Annotated in this window: 20 protein-coding genes and 1 pseudogene; 5 read left to right on the top strand and 16 right to left on the bottom strand. The window is 55.8% G+C overall.

Features of this window, described 5'->3' with window-relative positions; all coding sequences use genetic code 11:
* The first annotated feature begins 39 nt into the window (after positions 1–39).
* Positions 40–1,101, top strand: coding sequence for an outer membrane-stress sensor serine endopeptidase DegS (gene degS / locus BJF97_RS26120; RefSeq protein ID WP_009651894.1), 1,062 nt, complete (start codon positions 40–42; stop codon positions 1,099–1,101).
* Between the two features lie 26 nt (positions 1,102–1,127).
* Here degS and BJF97_RS26125 read toward each other — a convergent pair whose 3' ends face one another.
* From BJF97_RS26125 to mdh, 10 genes and pseudogenes are all read right to left on the bottom strand, one after another.
* Entirely contained in the window at positions 1,128–1,829 is a 702-nt protein-coding gene (locus tag BJF97_RS26125; RefSeq protein ID WP_032693268.1) for a membrane protein associated with oxaloacetate decarboxylase, read from the bottom strand.
* A gap of 213 nt (positions 1,830–2,042) precedes the next feature.
* Positions 2,043–3,341, bottom strand: a pseudogene (locus BJF97_RS34435) (oxaloacetate decarboxylase subunit beta).
* A 15-nt stretch (positions 3,342–3,356) separates the two neighbouring features.
* Positions 3,357–5,126: a sodium-extruding oxaloacetate decarboxylase subunit alpha gene (gene oadA / locus BJF97_RS26135; protein ID WP_070082851.1), complete on the bottom strand. Its 1,770-nt coding sequence runs from the start codon at positions 5,124–5,126 to the stop codon at positions 3,357–3,359.
* Between the two features lie 15 nt (positions 5,127–5,141).
* Complete coding sequence (locus BJF97_RS26140) at positions 5,142–5,393, bottom strand: oxaloacetate decarboxylase subunit gamma (protein ID WP_038423748.1); 252 nt, start codon at positions 5,391–5,393, stop codon at positions 5,142–5,144.
* Positions 5,394–5,549: 156 nt separating this feature from the next.
* Complete coding sequence (gene ttdB, locus BJF97_RS26145) at positions 5,550–6,167, bottom strand: L(+)-tartrate dehydratase subunit beta (protein ID WP_014227006.1); 618 nt, start codon at positions 6,165–6,167, stop codon at positions 5,550–5,552.
* Positions 6,167–7,066, bottom strand: coding sequence for a L(+)-tartrate dehydratase subunit alpha (gene ttdA, locus BJF97_RS26150; protein WP_014227007.1), 900 nt, complete (start codon positions 7,064–7,066; stop codon positions 6,167–6,169). The genes ttdB and ttdA overlap by 1 nt, the downstream gene beginning before the upstream one ends.
* 32 nt (positions 7,067–7,098) lie before the next feature.
* Positions 7,099–8,367 carry an SLC13 family permease gene (locus BJF97_RS26155; RefSeq protein ID WP_032694499.1) on the bottom strand — a complete coding sequence of 423 codons (1,269 nt, stop codon included), beginning with the start codon at positions 8,365–8,367 and terminating at the stop codon, positions 7,099–7,101.
* Between the two features lie 210 nt (positions 8,368–8,577).
* Entirely contained in the window at positions 8,578–9,243 is a 666-nt protein-coding gene (locus tag BJF97_RS26160; RefSeq protein ID WP_014227009.1) for a GntR family transcriptional regulator, read from the bottom strand.
* On the bottom strand, positions 9,215–9,859 hold the full coding sequence (locus BJF97_RS26165) for a GntR family transcriptional regulator (protein WP_014227010.1): 645 nt from the start codon (positions 9,857–9,859) through the stop codon (positions 9,215–9,217). The genes BJF97_RS26160 and BJF97_RS26165 overlap by 29 nt, the downstream gene beginning before the upstream one ends.
* A 131-nt stretch (positions 9,860–9,990) precedes the next feature.
* Positions 9,991–10,929, bottom strand: a complete 939-nt coding sequence (gene mdh, locus BJF97_RS26170) for a malate dehydrogenase (protein ID WP_004854646.1) — start codon at positions 10,927–10,929, stop codon at positions 9,991–9,993.
* A gap of 413 nt (positions 10,930–11,342) precedes the next feature.
* Here mdh and argR point away from each other — a divergent pair, with 413 nt between their 5' ends.
* The 3 genes from argR (at position 11,343) to yhcN-B (ending at position 12,799) form a co-directional block, all read left to right on the top strand.
* The gene (gene argR / locus BJF97_RS26175; RefSeq protein WP_004106225.1) at positions 11,343–11,813 is read left to right on the top strand and encodes a transcriptional regulator ArgR; all 471 of its coding nucleotides are present in this window, start codon (positions 11,343–11,345) and stop codon (positions 11,811–11,813) included.
* A 353-nt stretch (positions 11,814–12,166) separates the two neighbouring features.
* A complete protein-coding gene (gene yhcN / locus BJF97_RS26180; RefSeq protein WP_004106226.1) occupies positions 12,167–12,430 on the top strand; it encodes a peroxide/acid stress response protein YhcN in 264 nt (87 codons plus the stop codon).
* A 102-nt stretch (positions 12,431–12,532) separates the two neighbouring features.
* Complete coding sequence (yhcN-B, locus tag BJF97_RS26185) at positions 12,533–12,799, top strand: DUF1471 family stress response protein YhcN-B (RefSeq protein WP_004106229.1); 267 nt, start codon at positions 12,533–12,535, stop codon at positions 12,797–12,799.
* A 50-nt stretch (positions 12,800–12,849) separates the two neighbouring features.
* Here yhcN-B and BJF97_RS26190 read toward each other — a convergent pair whose 3' ends face one another.
* The 4 genes from BJF97_RS26190 to aaeX form a co-directional block, all read right to left on the bottom strand.
* On the bottom strand, positions 12,850–13,125 hold the full coding sequence (locus BJF97_RS26190) for a barstar family protein (RefSeq protein ID WP_004854654.1): 276 nt from the start codon (positions 13,123–13,125) through the stop codon (positions 12,850–12,852).
* A gap of 139 nt (positions 13,126–13,264) precedes the next feature.
* Positions 13,265–15,232 carry a p-hydroxybenzoic acid efflux pump subunit AaeB gene (gene aaeB / locus BJF97_RS26195; protein ID WP_032694496.1) on the bottom strand — a complete coding sequence of 656 codons (1,968 nt, stop codon included), beginning with the start codon at positions 15,230–15,232 and terminating at the stop codon, positions 13,265–13,267.
* A 5-nt stretch (positions 15,233–15,237) separates the two neighbouring features.
* Entirely contained in the window at positions 15,238–16,170 is a 933-nt protein-coding gene (gene aaeA / locus BJF97_RS26200; RefSeq protein WP_004854657.1) for a p-hydroxybenzoic acid efflux pump subunit AaeA, read from the bottom strand.
* Between the two features lie 7 nt (positions 16,171–16,177).
* A complete protein-coding gene (gene aaeX / locus BJF97_RS26205; protein WP_002918640.1) occupies positions 16,178–16,381 on the bottom strand; it encodes a p-hydroxybenzoic acid efflux pump operon protein AaeX in 204 nt (67 codons plus the stop codon).
* A gap of 131 nt (positions 16,382–16,512) precedes the next feature.
* Here aaeX and aaeR point away from each other — a divergent pair, with 131 nt between their 5' ends.
* Positions 16,513–17,442, top strand: a complete 930-nt coding sequence (aaeR, locus tag BJF97_RS26210; RefSeq protein ID WP_004854659.1) for an HTH-type transcriptional activator AaeR — start codon at positions 16,513–16,515, stop codon at positions 17,440–17,442.
* Here aaeR and fucR read toward each other — a convergent pair.
* Together fucR and tldD are read right to left on the bottom strand one after the other, a co-directional pair.
* Positions 17,439–18,185: an L-fucose operon activator gene (gene fucR, locus BJF97_RS26215; RefSeq protein WP_014227013.1), complete on the bottom strand. Its 747-nt coding sequence runs from the start codon at positions 18,183–18,185 to the stop codon at positions 17,439–17,441. The two genes, aaeR and fucR, sit on opposite strands and share 4 nt — an antisense overlap.
* A gap of 58 nt (positions 18,186–18,243) precedes the next feature.
* Positions 18,244–19,689 (bottom strand): metalloprotease TldD, encoded by a 1,446-nt coding sequence (gene tldD, locus BJF97_RS26220; RefSeq protein WP_004854666.1) that lies wholly within the window; start codon positions 19,687–19,689, stop codon positions 18,244–18,246.
* Between the last annotated feature and the right edge of the window lie 48 nt (positions 19,690–19,737).

Genomic DNA, 19,737 nt, shown 5'->3' on the forward strand with positions numbered 1-19,737 from the left:
TTATGCTGCGCCTGTCTATCCATCAACGATATCTGCATCATGCCTGGAAAGTTTTTACGTTCGATACTTATCGGTTTGATTGTCGGCGGCCTGCTGCTGGCCGTTATGCCTTCGCTGCGCCAGTGGCAGCTTTCGCCGACCACGCAGTACGATAGCGCGGATGAATCCCCCGCCAGCTATAATTCCGCCGTTCGCCGCGCCGCCCCAGCGGTCGTGAACGTCTATAACCGCGCCCTCAACAGCACCAGCCATAACCAGCTAACGCTCGGTTCCGGCGTGATCATGGATCAGCGCGGCTATATCCTGACCAATAAGCACGTTATCAACGATGCCGACCAGATTATTGTTGCCCTGCAGGATGGACGGGTCTTTGAAGCGCTGCTGGTCGGCTCCGATACCCTCACCGATCTGGCGGTATTAAAAATCAACGCCAGCGGCGGCCTGCCGGTCATTCCGATTAATCCGAAACGCGTGCCGCATATCGGTGACGTCGTGCTGGCGATTGGCAACCCGTACAACCTCGGGCAAACCATTACCCAGGGCATTATCAGCGCCACCGGCCGTATCGGCCTGAACCCCACCGGGCGCCAGAACTTCCTGCAGACCGACGCGTCGATCAACCACGGTAACTCAGGCGGCGCGCTGGTGAACTCGCTGGGCGAGCTTATGGGTATCAACACCCTGTCATTTGATAAAAGCAACGACGGCGAAACGCCGGAGGGCATCGGCTTTGCGATCCCCTTCCAGCTGGCAACCAAGATTATGGATAAGCTGATCCGCGATGGCCGCGTGATTCGCGGCTATATAGGGATCAGCGGCCGCGAAATTGCGCCAATGCATGCGCAGGGCGGCGGCGGTATCGATCAGCTGCAGGGGATTGTGGTGAATGATGTTGCGCCGGAAGGCCCGGCCGCCCAGGCAGGTATCCGCGCCAACGACGTGATTATTTCCGTTAACGACAAGCCCGCCGTTTCCGCCCTCGAAACCATGGATCAGGTCGCAGAGATTCGTCCGGGTTCGGAAATTCCGGTGGTGATTATGCGCGACGATAAAAAAATCACGCTGCATATCGCCGTACAGGAATATCCGGCAACCAATTAACAGGCTCCCCGCCGGGGGAGCACCTTTCAATCAGCAAATAGCGGCCCGGCCGGGAATGTCGCCAGAAACCCGGTTATGGCCAGCAGCGACCGCAGGTCAGGCCACGCAAACTGGCGCTCCCGCAGCTCGTCATCCAGCGTCATGAGCGCAAACTCGCCTTTATCCCCCAGAACGCCGCCCTGCCAGAGCAACCGTTGAGCCTGCTGCCGGGCCCAGGGGGAATCGCTCTTCCAGGCCAGCAGGTGCAGCAGCGCCTGCTGCAGACAGATGCCAGAAGGATGCTTATCCCGCAGCAGCCGCCGGTAAACCGGCAGCGATATGCTGCGTACGGTGTAAAAACCGCTGCGGGTTTCGGCATCTGCATCCGCTACGCTGGCGCAATACTGACCGGCCAGATCGCATAGACGATTGTGCGTCAGCGGCTGGCCCAGGGCATTCAGGCGACCCGCTGCGGCACAAAGCAGCCCACTTCTTTGCATCCACGACGTGGAGTCCCGAAATACCGTATCAGGTAGCGCCGGTTCTGTTTCAGCTGCTTTATTTTGCGTACCCGCCTCATAGCAATGGACAAAAAAATCATGGCCTCCGCGGGCAACTGATGGTTGCGCTAACAGGTTAAGCGCGGGCTGCAGTTGTTCAACTTCATCTACTGATGCCAGCATGTAATCGATAATGACATCTTTTGTCGATGCCCTGCTTTCGGGGCGTAATGTTATGGTTTCATTCATCAAAGCCTCCTTATAGGAAATCTCCCGGTGGCGCTGCGCTGACCGGGCTACGGGTCCGTGCAGTCTGGTAGCCCGGACAAGGCGCGTTAAGCGCCGCCTCCGGGATAATCCCCGGGTCGCGGCTGACGCCTTACCCGGGCTACAGGTTTACAGCCGTCTGCGATCCGGTAGCCCGGACAGGCGCAGCGCGCCGCCTCCGGGAAAGGTAACGATTCACATCGCCAGCACGTACTTGAGCATCACCCCGGCGGCAATCGCCGAGCCAATCACCCCCGCCACGTTCGGGCCCATCGCGTGCATCAGCAGGAAGTTCTGCGCGTCCGACTCCAGACCCACTTTGTTCGACACCCTGGCCGCCATCGGCACCGCCGACACCCCGGCCGAGCCAATCAGCGGGTTGATTTTGTTCCGGCTGCACAGGTTCAGCAGCTTCGCCATCAGCACCCCCGCCGCCGTCCCCACGCAGAACGCAATCACCCCAGCACCAGTATCCCCAGCGTCTGCGGCTGCAGGAACTTGTCCGCCACCAGCTTGGCCCCCACCGACAGCCCGAGGAAAATGGTCACGATATTTATCAGCCCGTTCTGCACCGTGTCGCTCAGGCGCTCCACCACCCCGCTCTCGCGCATCAGGTTGCCGAAGCAGAACATCCCCAGCAGCGGCGCCGCGTCCGGCAGCAGCAGCGCCACCAGCAGCAGCAGCACCGCCGGAAAGAGGATTTTTTCCCGCTTACTCACCGTGCGCAGCTGCACCATGCGGATTTTCCGCTCCTTCTCGCTGGTCAGCGCCTTCATAATCGGCGGCTGGATTAACGGCACCAGCGCCATATACGAGTACGCCGCCACCGCGATGGCCCGAGTAATTCCGGCGCCAGCTTGCCCGACAGATAAATCGCCGTCGGGCCGTCCGCGCCGCCGATGATGCCGATGGCCGCCGCCTGCGGCAGGGTGAAGCTGATGATGCCGAAGTAGTTCAGCGTCAGCGCCCCCAGCACCGTGGCGAAGATGCCGAACTGCGCCGCCGCCCCAGCAGCAGGGTGCGCGGGTTGGCCAGCAGCGGGCCGAAGTCGGTCATCGCCCCGACGCCCATAAAAATCACCAGCGGGGCGATACCCGAGCCGATGGCGACCTTATAGAAGATGGCCAGCACCCCGGCGGAGTAGCCCATATCCACGGCGAGCTCCTCCATCTGCCCCTGCACCGACGGCAGGGCCAGCGCCAGCGCCTCCCTGATGGCGTGGACATCCGGCGCGCAGTGGAGCTTCGCGGCAATCACCGCCAGCTGTCCGGCGTCATGGTGCGCCAGCAGGCTCTCCAGGGCGGTCAGCGCCAGCCCGGCCTCCGGGATATTCGACAGCAGGCCGCCGAAGCCAATCGGCAGCAGCAGCAGCGGCTCGAACTTCCTCGCGATGGCCAGCCACAGCAGCAGCAGGCTCACCAGCAGCATGACGGCCTGGCCGGCGCCGAGGTGCATCAGCCCCATGCCCTGAATCAGGGCGTTCAGACTTTCCATTTCCGTTCCTCTTCCTTACGCCAGGCTCAGCAGGGTGTCGCCCACCGCCACCGCGTCCCCGGATTTCACCGCGATACCGCGCACGGTCCCGGCCTGCGCGGCGCGGATTTCGGTTTCCATCTTCATGGCTTCCAGAATCAGCAGCACGTCGCCCTCGGCCACCGTCTGGCCTTCCGTGGCAATGACCTTCCAGATGGTACCCGCCAGCGGCGCGGTCACCGGGGTGCCGGCACCTGCCGGGGCGGCTGCCGGGGCCGTGGCCTGAACGGGGGCCGCTGCCGTCAGCGGGCTGATATCGCCGCCGTCGCTGACCTTCACCACAAAGGCCTTGCCTTCCACTTCCACGGTGTAGACGCCGGAGGCGGCCGGTTTCTCTGCTTTCACCGCCGGTTTGACCTCTTCAGCCTGCGGTACCGGCTCAAAGGCCGCCGGGTTGTGGCGGTTCTCAAGGAACTTCAGGCCGACCTGCGGGAACAGGGCCACGGTGAGCACGTCGTCGATGGCGTTGTCGGCAAGCTGAATATTCTTCTCCTGCGCCTGGCGCTTCACGTCGGCTTCCAGCTGCGCCAGCTCCGGCTTCAGCAGGTCCGCCGGACGGCAGGTGATGGCCTCTGCTCCGTCCAGCACGCGCGCCTGTAATGCCGCGTTCACCGGCACCGGGGTGTGGCCGTACTCGCCCTTCAGTATCCCGGCGGTCTCCTTCGCGATGGTTCTGTAGCGTTCGCCGGTCAGCACGTTAAGCACCGCCTGGGTGCCGACAATCTGCGAGGTCGGGGTGACCAGCGGGATAAAGCCGAGGTCCTCGCGCACGCGGGGGATTTCCGCCAGCACCTCATCCAGACGGTGGGCGGCGTTCTGCTGCTTCAGCTGCCCCTCAAGGTTGGTGAGCATCCCGCCCGGCACCTGGGCCACGAGGATACGGCTGTCGGTGCCCTTCAGCTGGCCTTCAAAGGCGTGATATTTCCTGCGCACCTCGCGGAAGTACGCCGCAATGCTCTCAAGCTTCAGGATATCCAGCCCGGTGTCGTGCTCAGTACCCGCCAGGGTGGCGACCAGCGCCTCGGTGGCCGGGTGGCCGTAGGTGGCGCTCATGGAAGAGATGGCGGTATCGACGCCGTCGACGCCGGCCTCGATGGCCTTCAGCAGGGCCATCTCCGCCATCCCGGTGGTGGCATGAGCATGCAGGTGCAGCCTGACGTCATAGCGCTTTTTGATTTCGCTCACCAGCTCGAAGGCCGCCATCGGGGTGAGAATGCCGGACATGTCCTTAATCGCGATGGAATCGACGCCGGTCTCCAGCAGCTGTTCGGTCAGGTCGAGCCAGGTCTGCAGGGTGTGGGCCGGACTGGTGGTGTAGGAGAGCGTGCCCTGGGCGTGGGCGCCGTGGCTGCGCACCGCCTGCAGGGCGGCCTGCATATTGCGCGGGTCGTTCATGGCGTCGAAGACGCGGAACACGTCCATGCCGTTTTTGACGGCGCGCTCGACGAAGCGCTGCACCACGTCATCGGCGTAGTGGCGGTAGCCGAGCAGGTTCTGGCCGCGGAGCAGCATCTGCAGCGGGGTCTTCGGCATGGCCTTTTTGAGCTCGCGCAGGCGGACCCAGGGGTCCTCGCCGAGGAAGCGGATGCAGGCGTCAAAGGTGGCGCCGCCCCAGCATTCAAGGGACCAGTAGCCCGCGTCATCGAGGGCGGCCGCAACGGGGAGCATATCGTCGAGGCGCAGGCGGGTGGCGAAAAGGGACTGGTGGGCGTCGCGCAGGACGACATCGGTAATGGCAACGGTCATGGATTCCTCCGTGAATTAAGGGTTAAGTCGGCGATGGTGGTGGATAGCGGCGGCAATCACCGGCTTTAAGCGGGCGAAGTCGTCAGCGGGCGCTACGGCGGCGGGTGCGGCCTTCGGCGCGGGAGCCGGTTCCGGGAAGAAGCGGTTGACGGCGGCGGACATGCCGCGGATGGCGAAAATCAGCAGAAACAGAAACGCCAGCACGAACCCCATGCCGAGAAACATCAGGGTGAAGCCTTCACCTAATAGCAGTGCTGCATCAGTCATAAAATAGCCTTCAGGCAGGAGGCACGATAATGGTGCTATTTATGACGAAGAAATAACAAGGGTGGATTTCCCTGAGCCGCCCCCGGCCAGAATCCTTGGTTATTATTATCGTCATAACGTATTACCACCATTACCGTGCAATTTACGTAATCAGGTTTATTTGATGAAACTTACGTTCTGGCATATTTCATCAGCGACAATCTCTTTACGCTGATTGAAAATAACTTTGTTCTGTTCAAACAGGTTATTACCATGAGTATCAATAGAAACAATTAACGGGCCAAACTCTTTCACCCGACATACCCACAGCGTTTCCGGCATCCCCAGATCGCGCCACTGCGCATCTTCAATTTCTTCGACGCACACCGCGGCTACTACCGCGCAGCCGGCCGGGAATACGCAGTGCAGCGCTTTATGCTCCGCGCAGCCCTCTTCAGTGCCCTTCCCCATACCGCCTTTACCAACAATTAATTTCACGCCGGTCTTTGCAATAAATTCTTTTTCGAATTTTTCCATGCGCATGCTGGTCGTTGGTCCGACGGAGACCATTTCAAACTTATCGTCTTCGCCTTTAATCGGACGGACAATAGGCCCGGCGTGTAAAATAGCGCCGCCGCTAACATCAACGGGTAATTCACGGCCACCTTCAATTAAGCGACGGTGCGCCACATCACGGCAGGTAACAATATGGCCATTGAGATAAATAATATCGCCAGCTTTAATATCGGCTAAATCTTCATCTTTAATTGGCGTAGTAAGGATTTTTTTCGTCATCAGAAATTCACTCCGCTGTGAGACATAATGGTGTAGTTCAAGTCTTTATCAAAAACGATATGCCCTTTCCGGTGCGACCAGCAGCCCACGTTCACCGCCACCCCAATGGTGGAAGGATGACGCGCGGTGTTTTCAATATTCACGCCCATAACGGAGGTATTACCGGACATCCCCTGCGGCCCAAGGCCAATTTTGTTAATACCGTCTTCCAGCATTTTTTCCAGCGAGGCCGCACGTTCATTTTCATTATGCGAACCGATCGGACGCATCAGCGCTTTTTTCGACAGCAGCGCCGCCGTTTCAACGGAGGTCGCCACGCCCACGCCGACCAGCAGCGGCGGACACGCGTTCAAACCGTAGCTGGTCATCACGTCGAGAACAAAGCGGGTAACGCCTTCATAACCCGCGCCCGGCATCAGCACCATCGCTTTCCCCGGCAGGGAACAGCCGCCGCCAGCCATATAGGTATAAATGCTGCACTGGTCAGAATTGGGGACAATCTCCCAGAACACCGTCGGCGTGCCTTTACCCACGTTTTTGCCGGTATTGTATTCATCAAAAGTCTCAACGCTGTTGTGGCGCAGCGGGGAATCCACGGTCGCTTTAATCACCGCTTCACGCAGCAGCGCTTCCAGCTCGCCGATCAGCGGGAAGTTAGCCCCGCACTCCACCAGAAACTGAATCACGCCGGTATCCTGGCAGGAAGGGCGATCCAGCTCCTTTGCCAGACGCTGGTTCTCAATCATGGTCGTAAAGATAACGTCAGCCAGTTTACTGGTCTCTTTCTTATGCAAATCTTCCAGTTTTGCAGTGACGTCATCAGGTAAGACTTTGCCGGTATACCCCACAAATTTGGCCATCACATTGGTCATATGGGATATCTGTTCACTTTTGCTCATACAGGCTCCTTAGTCAGGACAGCTTCCGTTCATTACGGATGAAAAGGGAAAAGGATTGGCAGCAGAATCAGGCTGACAATGGTGGAAACGATAATCAGAGGGATGCCGGATTTGGCGTAGTCGACAAACTTATAGCCACCTGCCGACAGCACCATCATGTTGGCAGGCATACCGATTGGCGTAGCGTAGGCGCAAGAACTGCCAATAACCGTCGCCATTAGCACCGCACGAGGATCGGCGCCCATGCCCGCGGCAATCGACAGGCTCACCGGTACTAACAGCGCGACGGTCGCGGTGTTGGACATGAAATTAGTCATAATGATGGACAGCGCAAAGACCACCACCAGCAGCATAAACGGCGAAGAGTTTTGTCCCAGCATGCCAATCACGTGATCCGCCACCAGTTTTCCCGCCCCGGTCATTTCCAGCGCTTTCGCCAGCGCCAGCGTGCCGCCGAAGATAAAAATGGTCTGAGAATCAATGGCTTTATAGGCCTGCTTTTCTGTAAGTACGCCGGTAACCACCAGCACCAGCGCGCCGATACAGCCCGCTACCGCCAGACTCACACCGGTCTGCTTTTCGAAAATCATGCCGAGGATCGTGGCGATCAGAACAACCAAAGAGAGGATCTGCTTCCAGCGCGGAACGTGGCTGTAATCGCGCTGTTCACCGATGCTGCCAACTGCACCGCTGTTCGGGTGATTGGGCAGGAATTTATAGCCGATGGTCAGGAAGTAAATAATGCCGCAAATCAGCATCGGTAAACCGACTTTGGCATATTCAAAAAAGCCAAAACCGCTGCCAATATTCTGCAAAGCTGACTGCGCAATCAGGTTGCCCGGCGCGCCAATCAACGACAGGTTACCGCCGAGCGCGGCGGCAAAAACCAGCGGCATCAGCAACCGGGAACGGGCAAAGCCTGATTTCGCCGCCACGCCGATAACGACCGGGATCAGTACGGCTGCGGTACCGGTATTGGAGAGAAAACCGGACATCACGCCAACCACGACCATAATGGTAAAAATCAGCTGTTTTTCCGTTTTCGCGAAGCGCGTAATCACGCCCCCCACCTTATTCGCCATTCCGGTTTCAAATAGCGCCCCGCCGACGATAAACATGGCGACGAAGAGAATAACGTTGGTGTCGATAAAGCCGGCGAAAGCCTGCTTGAGATTGAGCACGCCGGTGAGCACCAGCGCGACGCAAACCACCATAGACGTGACCGCAAGGGGGATTTTTTCCCACACGAACATGGCGATAGCAAACACCAGCAAACATAGGGTAATGGTAATCGGTTCCATATTTATAGTTATCCCATCAATGATATATGATATTGTATCCAATATTGACGAGAGGGAAATTATTCCCATACAAAGAGTAAGTCAACGCGTTTTTTTCGAAAGCTTCAGGATTGAGATCTTTATCAAAATCTCGCGAAAGCAGTCACTTATCGAAACTTATTTATGAAATGAATAAGTAAGACGCCTGCAGCGATCCTACAGGCGATGCGATCAAGCGGAGGGTTCTTCGACGTAGCGCGTTAGCATGTTCTCCATCGAACGGATGATATGCTCGCGCATTCGCTGGCGCGCCAGCGCTTCATTATGCTGCTCCAGGGCCTGTAAAATCCCCTTGTGCTCGCGGATGGAAATGATCGCGTACTCTTCCTCAGTGACCTTATGCCCCATCGAAAGCCCGTTCCACATATTGCTGAGCAGCAGCTTCATTTTGCCATTTCCCGCCGCGTTCCATATCTCCATATGAAACGCCTGGTTCAGGTCTGAATATTCAGCTGAGTTATTTTCCGCCAGCGCTTTTTCCGCAGAGTAATGCACTTCGGCAATGCGCGAAATGTCCGTCCCGGGACGGCACGCTTTAGCGACTGCTTCACTCTCCAGCAGCGCGCGAATCTCATAATGCTCGCGGATCGTTTGTTCGTTAATTCCCAGCACGACCGCCCCTTTATTGGGCCGGACTTTAATCAGCCCATCCGCAGCCAGTATCTGAAACGCTTCACGCACGGGCATACTGGACACGCCGACCATGGTGGCGATCCCTTCAAGGGTAATTTCTTGCCCTTCAACTAAATCTCGCGACAGTATAGCTTTACGTAATACTGCCGCGACCTGCTCTTTCGCTGAAAGAAGCTTAATTTTCCCTAATCGAGGCTTCTGCACTTTCCCAATCCTTCATGTGTTGACGCATTATTTCTGCCAGAGAGAGGAAATAACGCTGCGTTTCCTGCGCGATCTCGGCGCGATCGCCCTGACGAATAGCCTCCATCAGAGAGCTGAGTATTTGCGCCGACTCCTGATTATCCTCTTTCAGATACAGAATGACATAACCGATATAACCATCCAAAAATTGCTGATAAATTTTTTCCAGATAGCGATTATCAATATAAGAAATGAGCGTCTCGTGGAACGCCAGCTCTCGCGCTCGCTCACCGGGATGCCCCAGCGCGCGCGCGCTGGCCGCCAGCGATTCGCACGCCGCTGCGGGTACCAATGAAAAAAGCTCCGTTGCCATCACCGCAATGGCCCGGAAAATATGACTGACGTGGTCAGGCGCCAGCCTGGCGACCTGCATATGGCGGTTTGGCAAACGCACCAGAAACCCTTCCTGCTCAAGGGCCTGTAGCGCTTCCCGAACCGGCATACGAGAAAGCCCCAGCTGTTCCGCAATACTCTCCTGCGCGAGTTCATCCCCCGGTTTCATGCTACCGGAAAGGATCTCGTAACGGAGCATTTGCGTAATGTGGTCCCTGGTCTGCTTTCTTTCGATTTTTTTCACAACGTCCTCGTTTATTACCGCTCAAGACGCGGGGAGTTTAGCAGATTTACCAGCAGGTTGAGTCATTCAGGGGTGGGAGAAAGCCATAAAAAAGCCGGAACCCAGGCTCCGGCTTTTCTTTTCATGAAACGTTATTTATTCACAAAGTCTTCGCCAAGGGCGATATCTTTCTTCAGCGTATCCAGCATCCCCTCCAGCGCCTGCTGCTCAAACGCGCTCAGCGTGCCGATAGACTGACGCTGCTCTACGCCATTTTTGCCTAACAGCAGCGGCTGTGAGAAGAAACGGGCATATTGACCATCACCTTCAACGTAGGCGCATTCCACTACCCCTTTCTCTCCCTGCATGGCGCGAACTAAGGAGAGACCGAATCGCGCGGCGGCCTGTCCCATCGAGAGCGTTGCTGAGCCGCCACCGGCTTTTGCTTCCACAACTTCAGTACCGGCATTTTGAATGCGCTTAGTCAAATCGGCCACTTCCTGCTCGCTGAAGCTGACGCCCGGAATTTGTGACAATAAAGGAAGGATAGTCACGCCTGAGTGGCCGCCAATCACCGGAACCTCAACATCTGATGAAGATTTGCCTTTCAGTTCGGCAACAAAGGTATTCGAGCGGATAATATCCAGCGTTGTAACGCCAAAGAGCTTGTTCTTATCGTAAACACCGGCTTTTTTCAGCACTTCTGCGGCAATCGCCACGGTGGTGTTCACCGGGTTGGTAATCACCCCGACGCAGGCCTGCGGACAGGTTTTGGCGATTTGCTGTACCAGATTTTTCACAATACCGGCATTAACATTGAATAAATCGGAGCGATCCATGCCGGGCTTACGCGCTACGCCCGCGGATATCAGCACCACATCAGCGCCTTCCAGCGCAGGGGTGGCGTCTTCGCCGGAAAAACCTTTGATTTTTACATCGGTAGGGATATGGCTTAGATCAACCGCCACGCCCGGGGTTACCGGAGCAATGTCGTACAACGAGAGTTCTGAACCTGAAGGCAGTTGGGTCTTAAGTAGTAGGGCAAGCGCCTGGCCAATTCCACCAGCGGCGCCGAGGACTGCAACTTTCATCCTAAACTCCTTATTATGGTTAAAATAGTCTTTCGTTACTCCGTCGCCTGGACCTTAATTCACAAGATGAACAATTACAATAATTATGGCTGAAGAATGCGTGGTCGTGCGCAGCGATGCAGCAGCTTCGCATTTTCCTCCCTGAGACTGACCATCCAGCAAAGCGTAGTACCGGATCGACTGTTGGTTACAATACACCCAGCGCATTGAGCAGAACAACATCATTTAATAACATTTCATTTACTTTTGTGGCAATTTGCGCGCCGTGACGAAAGCATGTTCCTTATTAGTGTTTTTTGCTAAAATATGCGCCCTTCATAACATTATTTACGCTTCTCCCCTGCGGATTATTTGCATAAAAATGCATGTTTATGCATAATGATGTTGTTTTTACCACCATAATTGGGTGACTTATGCGTAGTTCGGCAAAACAAGAAGAACTGGTTAAAGCGTTTAAAGCGCTGCTTAAAGAAGAGAAATTCAGCTCTCAAGGTGAAATCGTTCAGGCCCTGCAAGAGGAAGGCTTCGATAATATCAACCAATCGAAAGTCTCACGTATGCTCACCAAGTTTGGCGCCGTACGCACGCGTAACGCCAAAATGGAAATGGTTTACTGCCTGCCCGCCGAGCTTGGCGTCCCGACGACCTCCAGCCCGCTAAAAAACCTGGTGCTGGATATCGATTATAACGATTCGGTCGTGGTTATTCATACCAGCCCAGGCGCAGCGCAGCTGATCGCCCGGCTTCTGGACTCCCTTGGCAAAGCCGAAGGGATTCTCGGCAGCATTGCGGGTGATGACACTATCTTTACCACCCCGGCCAGAGGTTTTACCGTTAAAGAGCTGCATGACGCCATTCTCGTCCTGTTTGAGCAGGAACTCTGATGCCCTTCCCTCTGGTTAGCGCCAGAGGGTATCCCTTCAAAAAATTATCATTTCTTTAACATTTTGTGTGTTTTTCCGCTTCTATACATTCATTTACGTGATGAAACCGGCTTAAGCGCACAAAAGAATAAATTCACCTATCCTTATGATTTTATTAGCCATAATGACCACACATGGCGAAGAAAAGACATTTCTAATTCTTATATGTTATAAAAAAGACATTTCTTTGTAATTATTTACATGAAAAACAATTAGCAAGGTATTAATTTTTTCGGTGATTAGTGTATACTTGATTTTGTGATGAGGGTCACGAAACAAAGGCCCCAACAAAAAGATTCGACGAGGTGAACATCATGAAAATCAAAACCACTGTAGCAGCATTAAGCATCCTTTCCGTTCTGTCTTTTGGCGCCTTCGCCGCTGACTCTATCAACAGCGAACAGGCTCAAGGCCGTCAGGCAATCGGCACCGTTTCCGTCGGCGCGGTAAGTTCTTCCCCGATGGATATGCACGAAATGCTGAACAAAAAAGCACAAGAAGAAGGTGCTTCTTCCTACCGCATTATTGAAGCACGTACCGGTGACCACTGGCACGCAACGGCTGAACTTTATAAATAAGATTTAACGATTGTCGGTCATTAACTGAAACAGAATCTCTCCAGCGGCCCCAGGTTCATTAAGCCTCCCGCCGCTGCAAATATGAAGGTTGGAGAAAAAATTATGAAAAGCGCAATTATCATCGCATCCCTGGGTCTGGCTTCCGTTCTCTCTTTCGGCGCAAACGCCGCCGTTAATCAAGTGAACGCCGAACAGGCGCAAAATCTGCAGTCCATGGGCACCGTTTCCGTTTCTCAGGTAGGCAGCGCGCCGATGGATATGCGTCAGGAACTGGCGGCTAAAGCTGAGAAAGAAGGCGCCAGCAGCTACCGTATTATTGAAGCCCGTACCGGCGATAACTGGCACGCTACGGCTGAGCTGTACAAATAAACCCTCGTCGTCTTATCCGACGACTTGCCCCCGCTCCGTCGGGGGCTTTTTTATGACTGCCGCACATTAAAACGCAGCTCCCCTTCCAGCTCCTCTTCCGCCTCATCAAAGAGCAGAATTAACGCGCCGAAACGCCGCCGCTGATTATCGCTTAAATGAATAAACTCAATCTCCAGCGGTAAGGGTAACAGCCCGGCGGTCACGGCTTCCCACAGAGAATCCAGGTTATTCACTTTCTCACGCGCTAAAGCAAAGGTACGAGAAAACTCACGATAAAAATCCTGCTGCTCAGCTATTTCATCAAAATCAAAGGTATAGGTAGTCATTGCCCGCATCCCGTCCACACCTGCAACTTTTCATAGCCCGGTCATCCCGGCGTGTAGTTCCACTCTGACGGCGGAATTCATACTCTGAGCGTTAAGTATAGCGATAAAAAAACCGACGCTTCGGCGTCGGTTCTGGCGGTTAGCTGTTGGTTAACACATGCTGGTACTTATGCAGCATCTCCACCAGCCTGCGTACCGGCTCGGTCACCTGCGGAGAGGCTTCCCAATGCTGTAATTTTTGCTGGTAGATATCCAGTTCATCAAGCAAGCGGGCAAAATAGTAGCGGCGCTTATCATCACTACTGGCTGAAATGACGCGATCCGCGGTACGGCGCAGCTGCCGGTGAAAGGCCGACAGATCGTCATTTATCGGTACCGGCGCATCGCGCAGACGCTGATGCGCGATAATCAGGGTCAGCGCCAGACGAAAGCGGGCGATATCGCCAGGGAATTTATTCAGCAACAAAAAGAGCTGACGATACAGGGCCGGCAAGTGGTTCTCTTTACGTCGCGCCATATTGGTGGTCAGCGATGATACCGCCGCCGAGACAAACTGGTTGAGCAGCACGCGGCCGGTACGGGCCTGCGAATTATCACGCACCAGCAGGATCACCATCAGCGCAAGGAAGCATCCGACGATCTGGCCCAGGGCACTATCAAGAAACTGGTTGAATTCAAACTTCATCGGATTGTCGAGCACCAGAATATTAATGGTGCTGGCCAGCGCCCCCAGCGAACCGAGCCGCCGCTTTTGCACTTCAATACCGATAAAAAAGGCCATCACCGCCAGGCTGATACACAGCAGCAGCATACTTTGCTGCGTCGCGGGCATAATCACGAGGAAAAACAGCGCCCCCAGCGGTAACGCCGCCAGCGTGCCGTAGAGGAAATCTATAGCCACCATCCGCGGATTAGGTAAACGCATCGCTAAGGCCGTGACAACCGCAATCATGACCATCGCCCCGCTTCCTGAAGTCCAGCCGGTCCACAGCCAGAACAGCGTACCGAGGATACAGGAGATAGACGTACGCCAAAAGTTGACCATCGCATGGTGCCGCTCGGCGGATTCCGCCTTCACCACCACTTCGCCTTGCAGCACTTCTTCTTCAATACGGCTGATTTTGGTATTGCCGACCACGCCCCGCTTCAAAAGCAGATAGCGCGTCGCAGCGCCTACCCAGCTGTAGATCGTCACCGGCGTATTGTGCTCTCCCTTCCAGGTCAAGAAGCGGCGCATCCGCTTTAGCTGGCGGTGCACGTCCTGCACGGTCTCGACCGGTTCAGCAAACAGCTCGCGGTAATCATCCGTCACCATCTCAGGCCGGGTATTCTGAATCAAATAGGTTTCACAGGCCTGAGTAATTAAGGTCAGAGAGAGGGTATTGATCGCCTTCAGCCGCTGATTCACTTTTGCCCAGCGCGAGGACTCCATGATCAAGTTGCCGCGCATCCCTTCCAGCGCGTTGGTACGACGCACCAGCGCGCTCCAGGCCTTATCGACGTCATCTTTACCACCATGCGCCACGCAAAGCTGCATCAGGCGATAGTGATCGATCAGCAGATTATCCAGTTCAAGGTCGATCTCTTTTTTAATCGAACGCGGAGAAAACAGCAGGTCGGCCACAATGGCGCTGACGATACCGATGACAATCTCACTGCATCGCTCAACGGCGAACTGCGGCGCCAGCATCGGCTCTTCATGAATAGTGATAATAATGATAAGCGCGGTATAGCCCGCCAGGCCCCAGGCATAGGAGTTCTCAACCCGCACCAGCGAGGAGATCCAGGTGCAGAATCCGGCCCACAGGCAGCATACCAGCACCATCAGCAGCGGGGCGCGGATCATCAGGATGATGATCGCCAGCGCGGCGATACAGCCGATAAAGGTGCCGGCGATACGCAGCATCCCGCGATAGCGGATCGCCCCGGAGTAAGGCTCCCCGCCTGCGGCAAACGCCGGGCCGGCAGCAACGATGGCGGCGGTAAGCACCGCCCAGCGCGGCGTTTCCAGCTGAAAATGAAAACCGACGAATAACGCCAGCACCACCGCGCAGGCTAACTTAACGGCGAAGCGGAGATGCCGGAGTTCGATGGTGAAGATCCCCATGGCGATTAACCGAACTCACGCAGGCGCATCGCCAGTTTCTGGAAGAAGTTTGCCTGGCGAGTATCGCGATCCTCTTTACCGGTAATCACCACCGTCGCGGTGGTACCCGCAGGCCAGAGATTGCCCTGCTGTTGATCGAGGCGAATACGTACCGGCACCCGCTGTGCCAGACGTACCCATTCAAGGTTAGAATCAATAGAGGCCAGCCCTTTTGAATCGCTGCTGCTGCTGGCATTGGTGACGCCTGCAGCAATGCTGTCGACGGTGCCCCTGAGGGTGTGTACGCTTCCCAGCGGGGTAATTTCAGCACGAAAACCGGGGCGCACGCCCTCAAGCTTGGTCTCTTCAAGATAGGCCATAACATAGAAGGTATTCTGCTTCACCAGCGCAACCGCGGTGGAGCCTCGGGTGATAAACTCGCCGCGGTAAACGTTCAGGTTGGTCACCCAGCCGTCGGCCGGGGCGCGAATCACCGTACGTTCAAGGTCAAGCTTCGCCAGGTCGCGACTTGCCGTCGCTTTGGCTAATTGATGCTCAACGGTTTGCAGAACGTTATTCGCCTGGTCTATCTCTTCCCGGGACATGGCCTGGACGCCAAGGCGGTTACGACGGCCGGCTTCGACGCGTTTCTCCTGCGCCAGAGTCTGATAGTAGGAGACATCGGCTTCAGCCTCGGCTAACGCCTTCTGGTAACGCGGCTGGTCAATGACGAACAAAACCTGGTCTTTCTTAACCAGTTGGTTATCCTTGATATTCACCTGCGAAATCAGGCCGGAGACATCGGGAGCGATGGCCACAATATCCGCACTAAAACGCGCATCGCGCGTCCAGGGCGAGGCGGTGTAATACACCCATGCGCGAAAAATCGCCATAAATGCAAGGATAACCAGTATCACAGTGATTGCGGTACGGAGGATATTTCTTGTTAGTGTTTTCACATCAACCTCAAACGAACAAACGTGATATCAGATAAAACAGGCAGCAATATAGCGCGGTATTAAACAGTGCCGGGTGCCAGACAAAATCATAGATGCCCGTTGGAACCAGCAGGCGGTGCACCAGCCAGAAGATGGCTAGCGACAATAGCAATTCAAAGAAGATCGGCGGAAACGACAAGCCGAAAATCACAATGACAGGAAACAGACTCATGATGACCTTGATAAGAAGCGTACAGGTGATATGCGCGATGCGTTTATTATTAAGCTAACTATATAGTAACGTAACAATTGCGGTCTTATCTATAATGTGTGATCTAAATCACTTTTAAGCCAGAGTGAATAATGGAACGATTAAAACGCATGTCCGTTTTTGCCAGAGTGGTCGAATTAGGTTCATTCACCGCCGCGGCCCGCCAGCTCCAGATGAGCGTTTCTTCCATCAGCCAGACGGTAGCCAAACTGGAAGATGAACTGCAGGTTAAGCTGCTCAACCGCAGTACGCGCAGCCTTGGCTTAACAGAAGCGGGAAAAATATATTATCAAGGCTGTCGGCGAATGCTGTTCGAAGTCCAGGATGTCCATGAACAGCTGTACGCGTTTAACAATACGCCCATCGGTACGCTGCGCATCGGCTGTTCTTCAACTATGGCACAGAATGTCCTGGCTCGCATAACCGCCGATATGCTCAAAGAGCACCCGGGTCTCTCAATCAATCTGGTCACAGGCATTCCCGCGCCGGACCTGATTGCGGACGGCCTGGATGTGGTTATTCGCGTGGGAGCGCTGCAGGATTCCAGCCTCTTTTCCCGCCGCCTGGGCTCCATGCCGATGGTGCTCTGCGCGGCAAAAAGCTACCTTCAGCACGCCGGATGTCCGGAAAAACCGGCGGATCTCGCCAGCCACTCGTGGCTGGAATACAGCGTCCGGCCGGATAACGAATTTGAAATCATCGCTCCGGAAGGGATTTCAACCAAGCTGATCCCTCAGGGCAGATTCGTCACCAACGATCCGATGACGCTGGTGCGCTGGCTGACGGCTGGCGTCGGCGTGGCTTACGTTCCGCTGATGTGGGCGATCGAAGAGATCAACCGCGGCGAACTGGAGATCCTGCTGCCGAGCTACCAGTCCGATCCGCGACCGGTATACGCGCTGTATACCGAGAAAGATAAGCTACCGCTGAAGGTACAGGTATGCATTAATTACCTGACTGAGTATTTCGTCGGGGTGGCGAAGATTTACCAGGGGATGCACGGCCGGGGGATTGCCCGCTAGCGGCCCGAGCCCGCCACAGAGGGTAAGAACAGATTATCGGGCCCGGCATCGGAAATAATCTGCGTTACGTCGCGGAGATTGCCAATACGCACCTCCCCGGAACGATCAAATTTGCTTTTGTCGATTAATAATAGCGACTGCGCCGCACGTTTCAGAAGCAGCGATTTGTAGGCGGCATTATTGGCGCTGGAATCCCAGAGTACGCCATCGTTATCGATCCCCTCGCAGGAAAAAATAAACAGATCGATCTCCAGCGATTTGACCTGAGAAAACAGCGCCGGATTAACGTAATAGCCATACTGACGCAGGAGCTGCCCCCCGGCGCTGATCAGCTGGATCCGCTCACGGCGGCCCAGCTCTACGCAGACCGGATGGCTATTGGTAAACACCGTCAGGGTCATATTCGGTAGCTGACGCGCCAGAAACCAGCAGGTTGAGCTGGCATCCAGCGCGATCGTCATCCCTTCATCAATCCACGCCAGCGCCGTACGCGCGATATCAGATTTATGGGCATAATGGCTTTTCACGCGGCGCTGAAAAGGCTTCTCGCCGTTGTGATTGTTACGCTGGAGAACGCGCGCCTGCCCGTGGCTACGCTGAATACGCCCCTGCTTCTGCAGCTCGCTCAAATCGCGACGAATGGTCTCGATACTGACCTGCAGCAGATGGGACAACGCTTCGGTGGTTAAGGTGTGATGCTGGTTGAGTAGTTCGACTATCTGCTGCTGACGCGCGGCTTTCATCGCGACTCCGCGGAGGTGATTTGCGCTTTCGCCGCGGGCGAAAGCGCATTGAGAAGTATCAGGCGGTACCGCCGACGGTGAGTTTATCCACTTTGAGCGTAGGCTGACCGACGCCAACCGGTACGCTCTGGCCCTCTTTGCCGCAAACGCCGACGCCGCTGTCCAGCTTCAGATCGTTCCCCACCATCGAAATCTGCTGCATCGCTTCGATACCTGAACCGATAAGCGTCGCGCCCTTCACCGCTTTGGTCACTTTACCTTTTTCAATCAGGTAGGCTTCAGACGTGGAGAAGACAAATTTCCCGGAGGTGATATCCACCTGACCGCCGCCGAAGTTCGGCGCGTAGATGCCGTAATCGACCGATTCGATAATCTCCTGCGGCGTAGATTTCCCCGCCAGCATGTAGGTGTTGGTCATACGCGGCATAGGCAGGTGCGCGTAGGATTCGCGACGACCGTTACCGGTTGGCGCCACGCCCATCAGCCTGGCGTTGAGCTTGTCCTGCATATAGCCTTTGAGAATGCCGTTTTCGATCAAAACGTTATACTGGCCCGGCGTGCCTTCATCATCAATGGCAAGGGAGCCGCGACGGTGAGCAATGGTGCCATCATCCACTACGGTGCACAGCTCAGAGGCCACCAGTTCGCCCATATGGCCGCTGAATACCGACGTCCCGCGACGGTTAAAGTCACCTTCCAGGCCGTGACCGACGGCTTCATGCAGCAGGACGCCAGGCCAGCCCGCGCCCAGCACAACCGGCAGCATCCCGGCAGGCGCCGCGACGGCGGTCAGGTTGACCAGCGCCATACGCACGGCTTCTCTCGCCCAAACATCCGCGCGAACGTCGCCATCCTGCGAGTCCAGGAAATAGTCGTAGCCAAAGCGGCCGCCGCCGCCGCTGGCGCCGCGCTCGCGTTTGCCATCCTCTTCCACCAGCACGCTGACGGAAAGGCGAACCAGCGGGCGAACGTCCGCCGCCAGCGTGCCGTCGGTGGCGGCGACAAGAATTAACTCGTAGACGCCGGTCAGGCTGGCGGAAACTTCCTGCACCCGCTTATCGGCCGCGCGGGCGGTTTTATCCACCCGGCGCAGAATATCCAGCTTCTCTTCCCGGCTCATACTTTGCAGCGGATCGATGCTGGTATAGAGGGAACGATGTTCCACCCCGCCAAGGGTATGCACTTTACCATCCCCATGGTCGCGTACAATGGTGCGGGCCGCCTGTGCGCTCTGTTCCAGCGCCAGTCGACTAATCTGGTCAGCATAGGCAAAGCCGGTTTTTTCCCCGCTCACCGCGCGGACGCCAACGCCCTGGTCGATATTGTACGAACCATCTTTAATGATGCTGTCTTCAAGAACCCAGGACTCGTGATAGCTCGACTGAAAATAGAGATCGCCGTAATCCAGACGGCGCTCGGCCAGCTGGCCAAGAATGGTAAACAGATCCTGATGATTCAGGCCGTTTGCCGACAGTAATTGTTCACTTACCAGGTTCAGACTCATCGTTTTGCTACTCGTTTGTTGCCGCCTCAGGGGCGGAAATAAAAAAGG

It is taken from the genome of Klebsiella sp. LTGPAF-6F (assembly GCF_001753185.1).
GTDB classification, from domain to species: Bacteria; Pseudomonadota; Gammaproteobacteria; order Enterobacterales; family Enterobacteriaceae; genus Klebsiella; species Klebsiella michiganensis.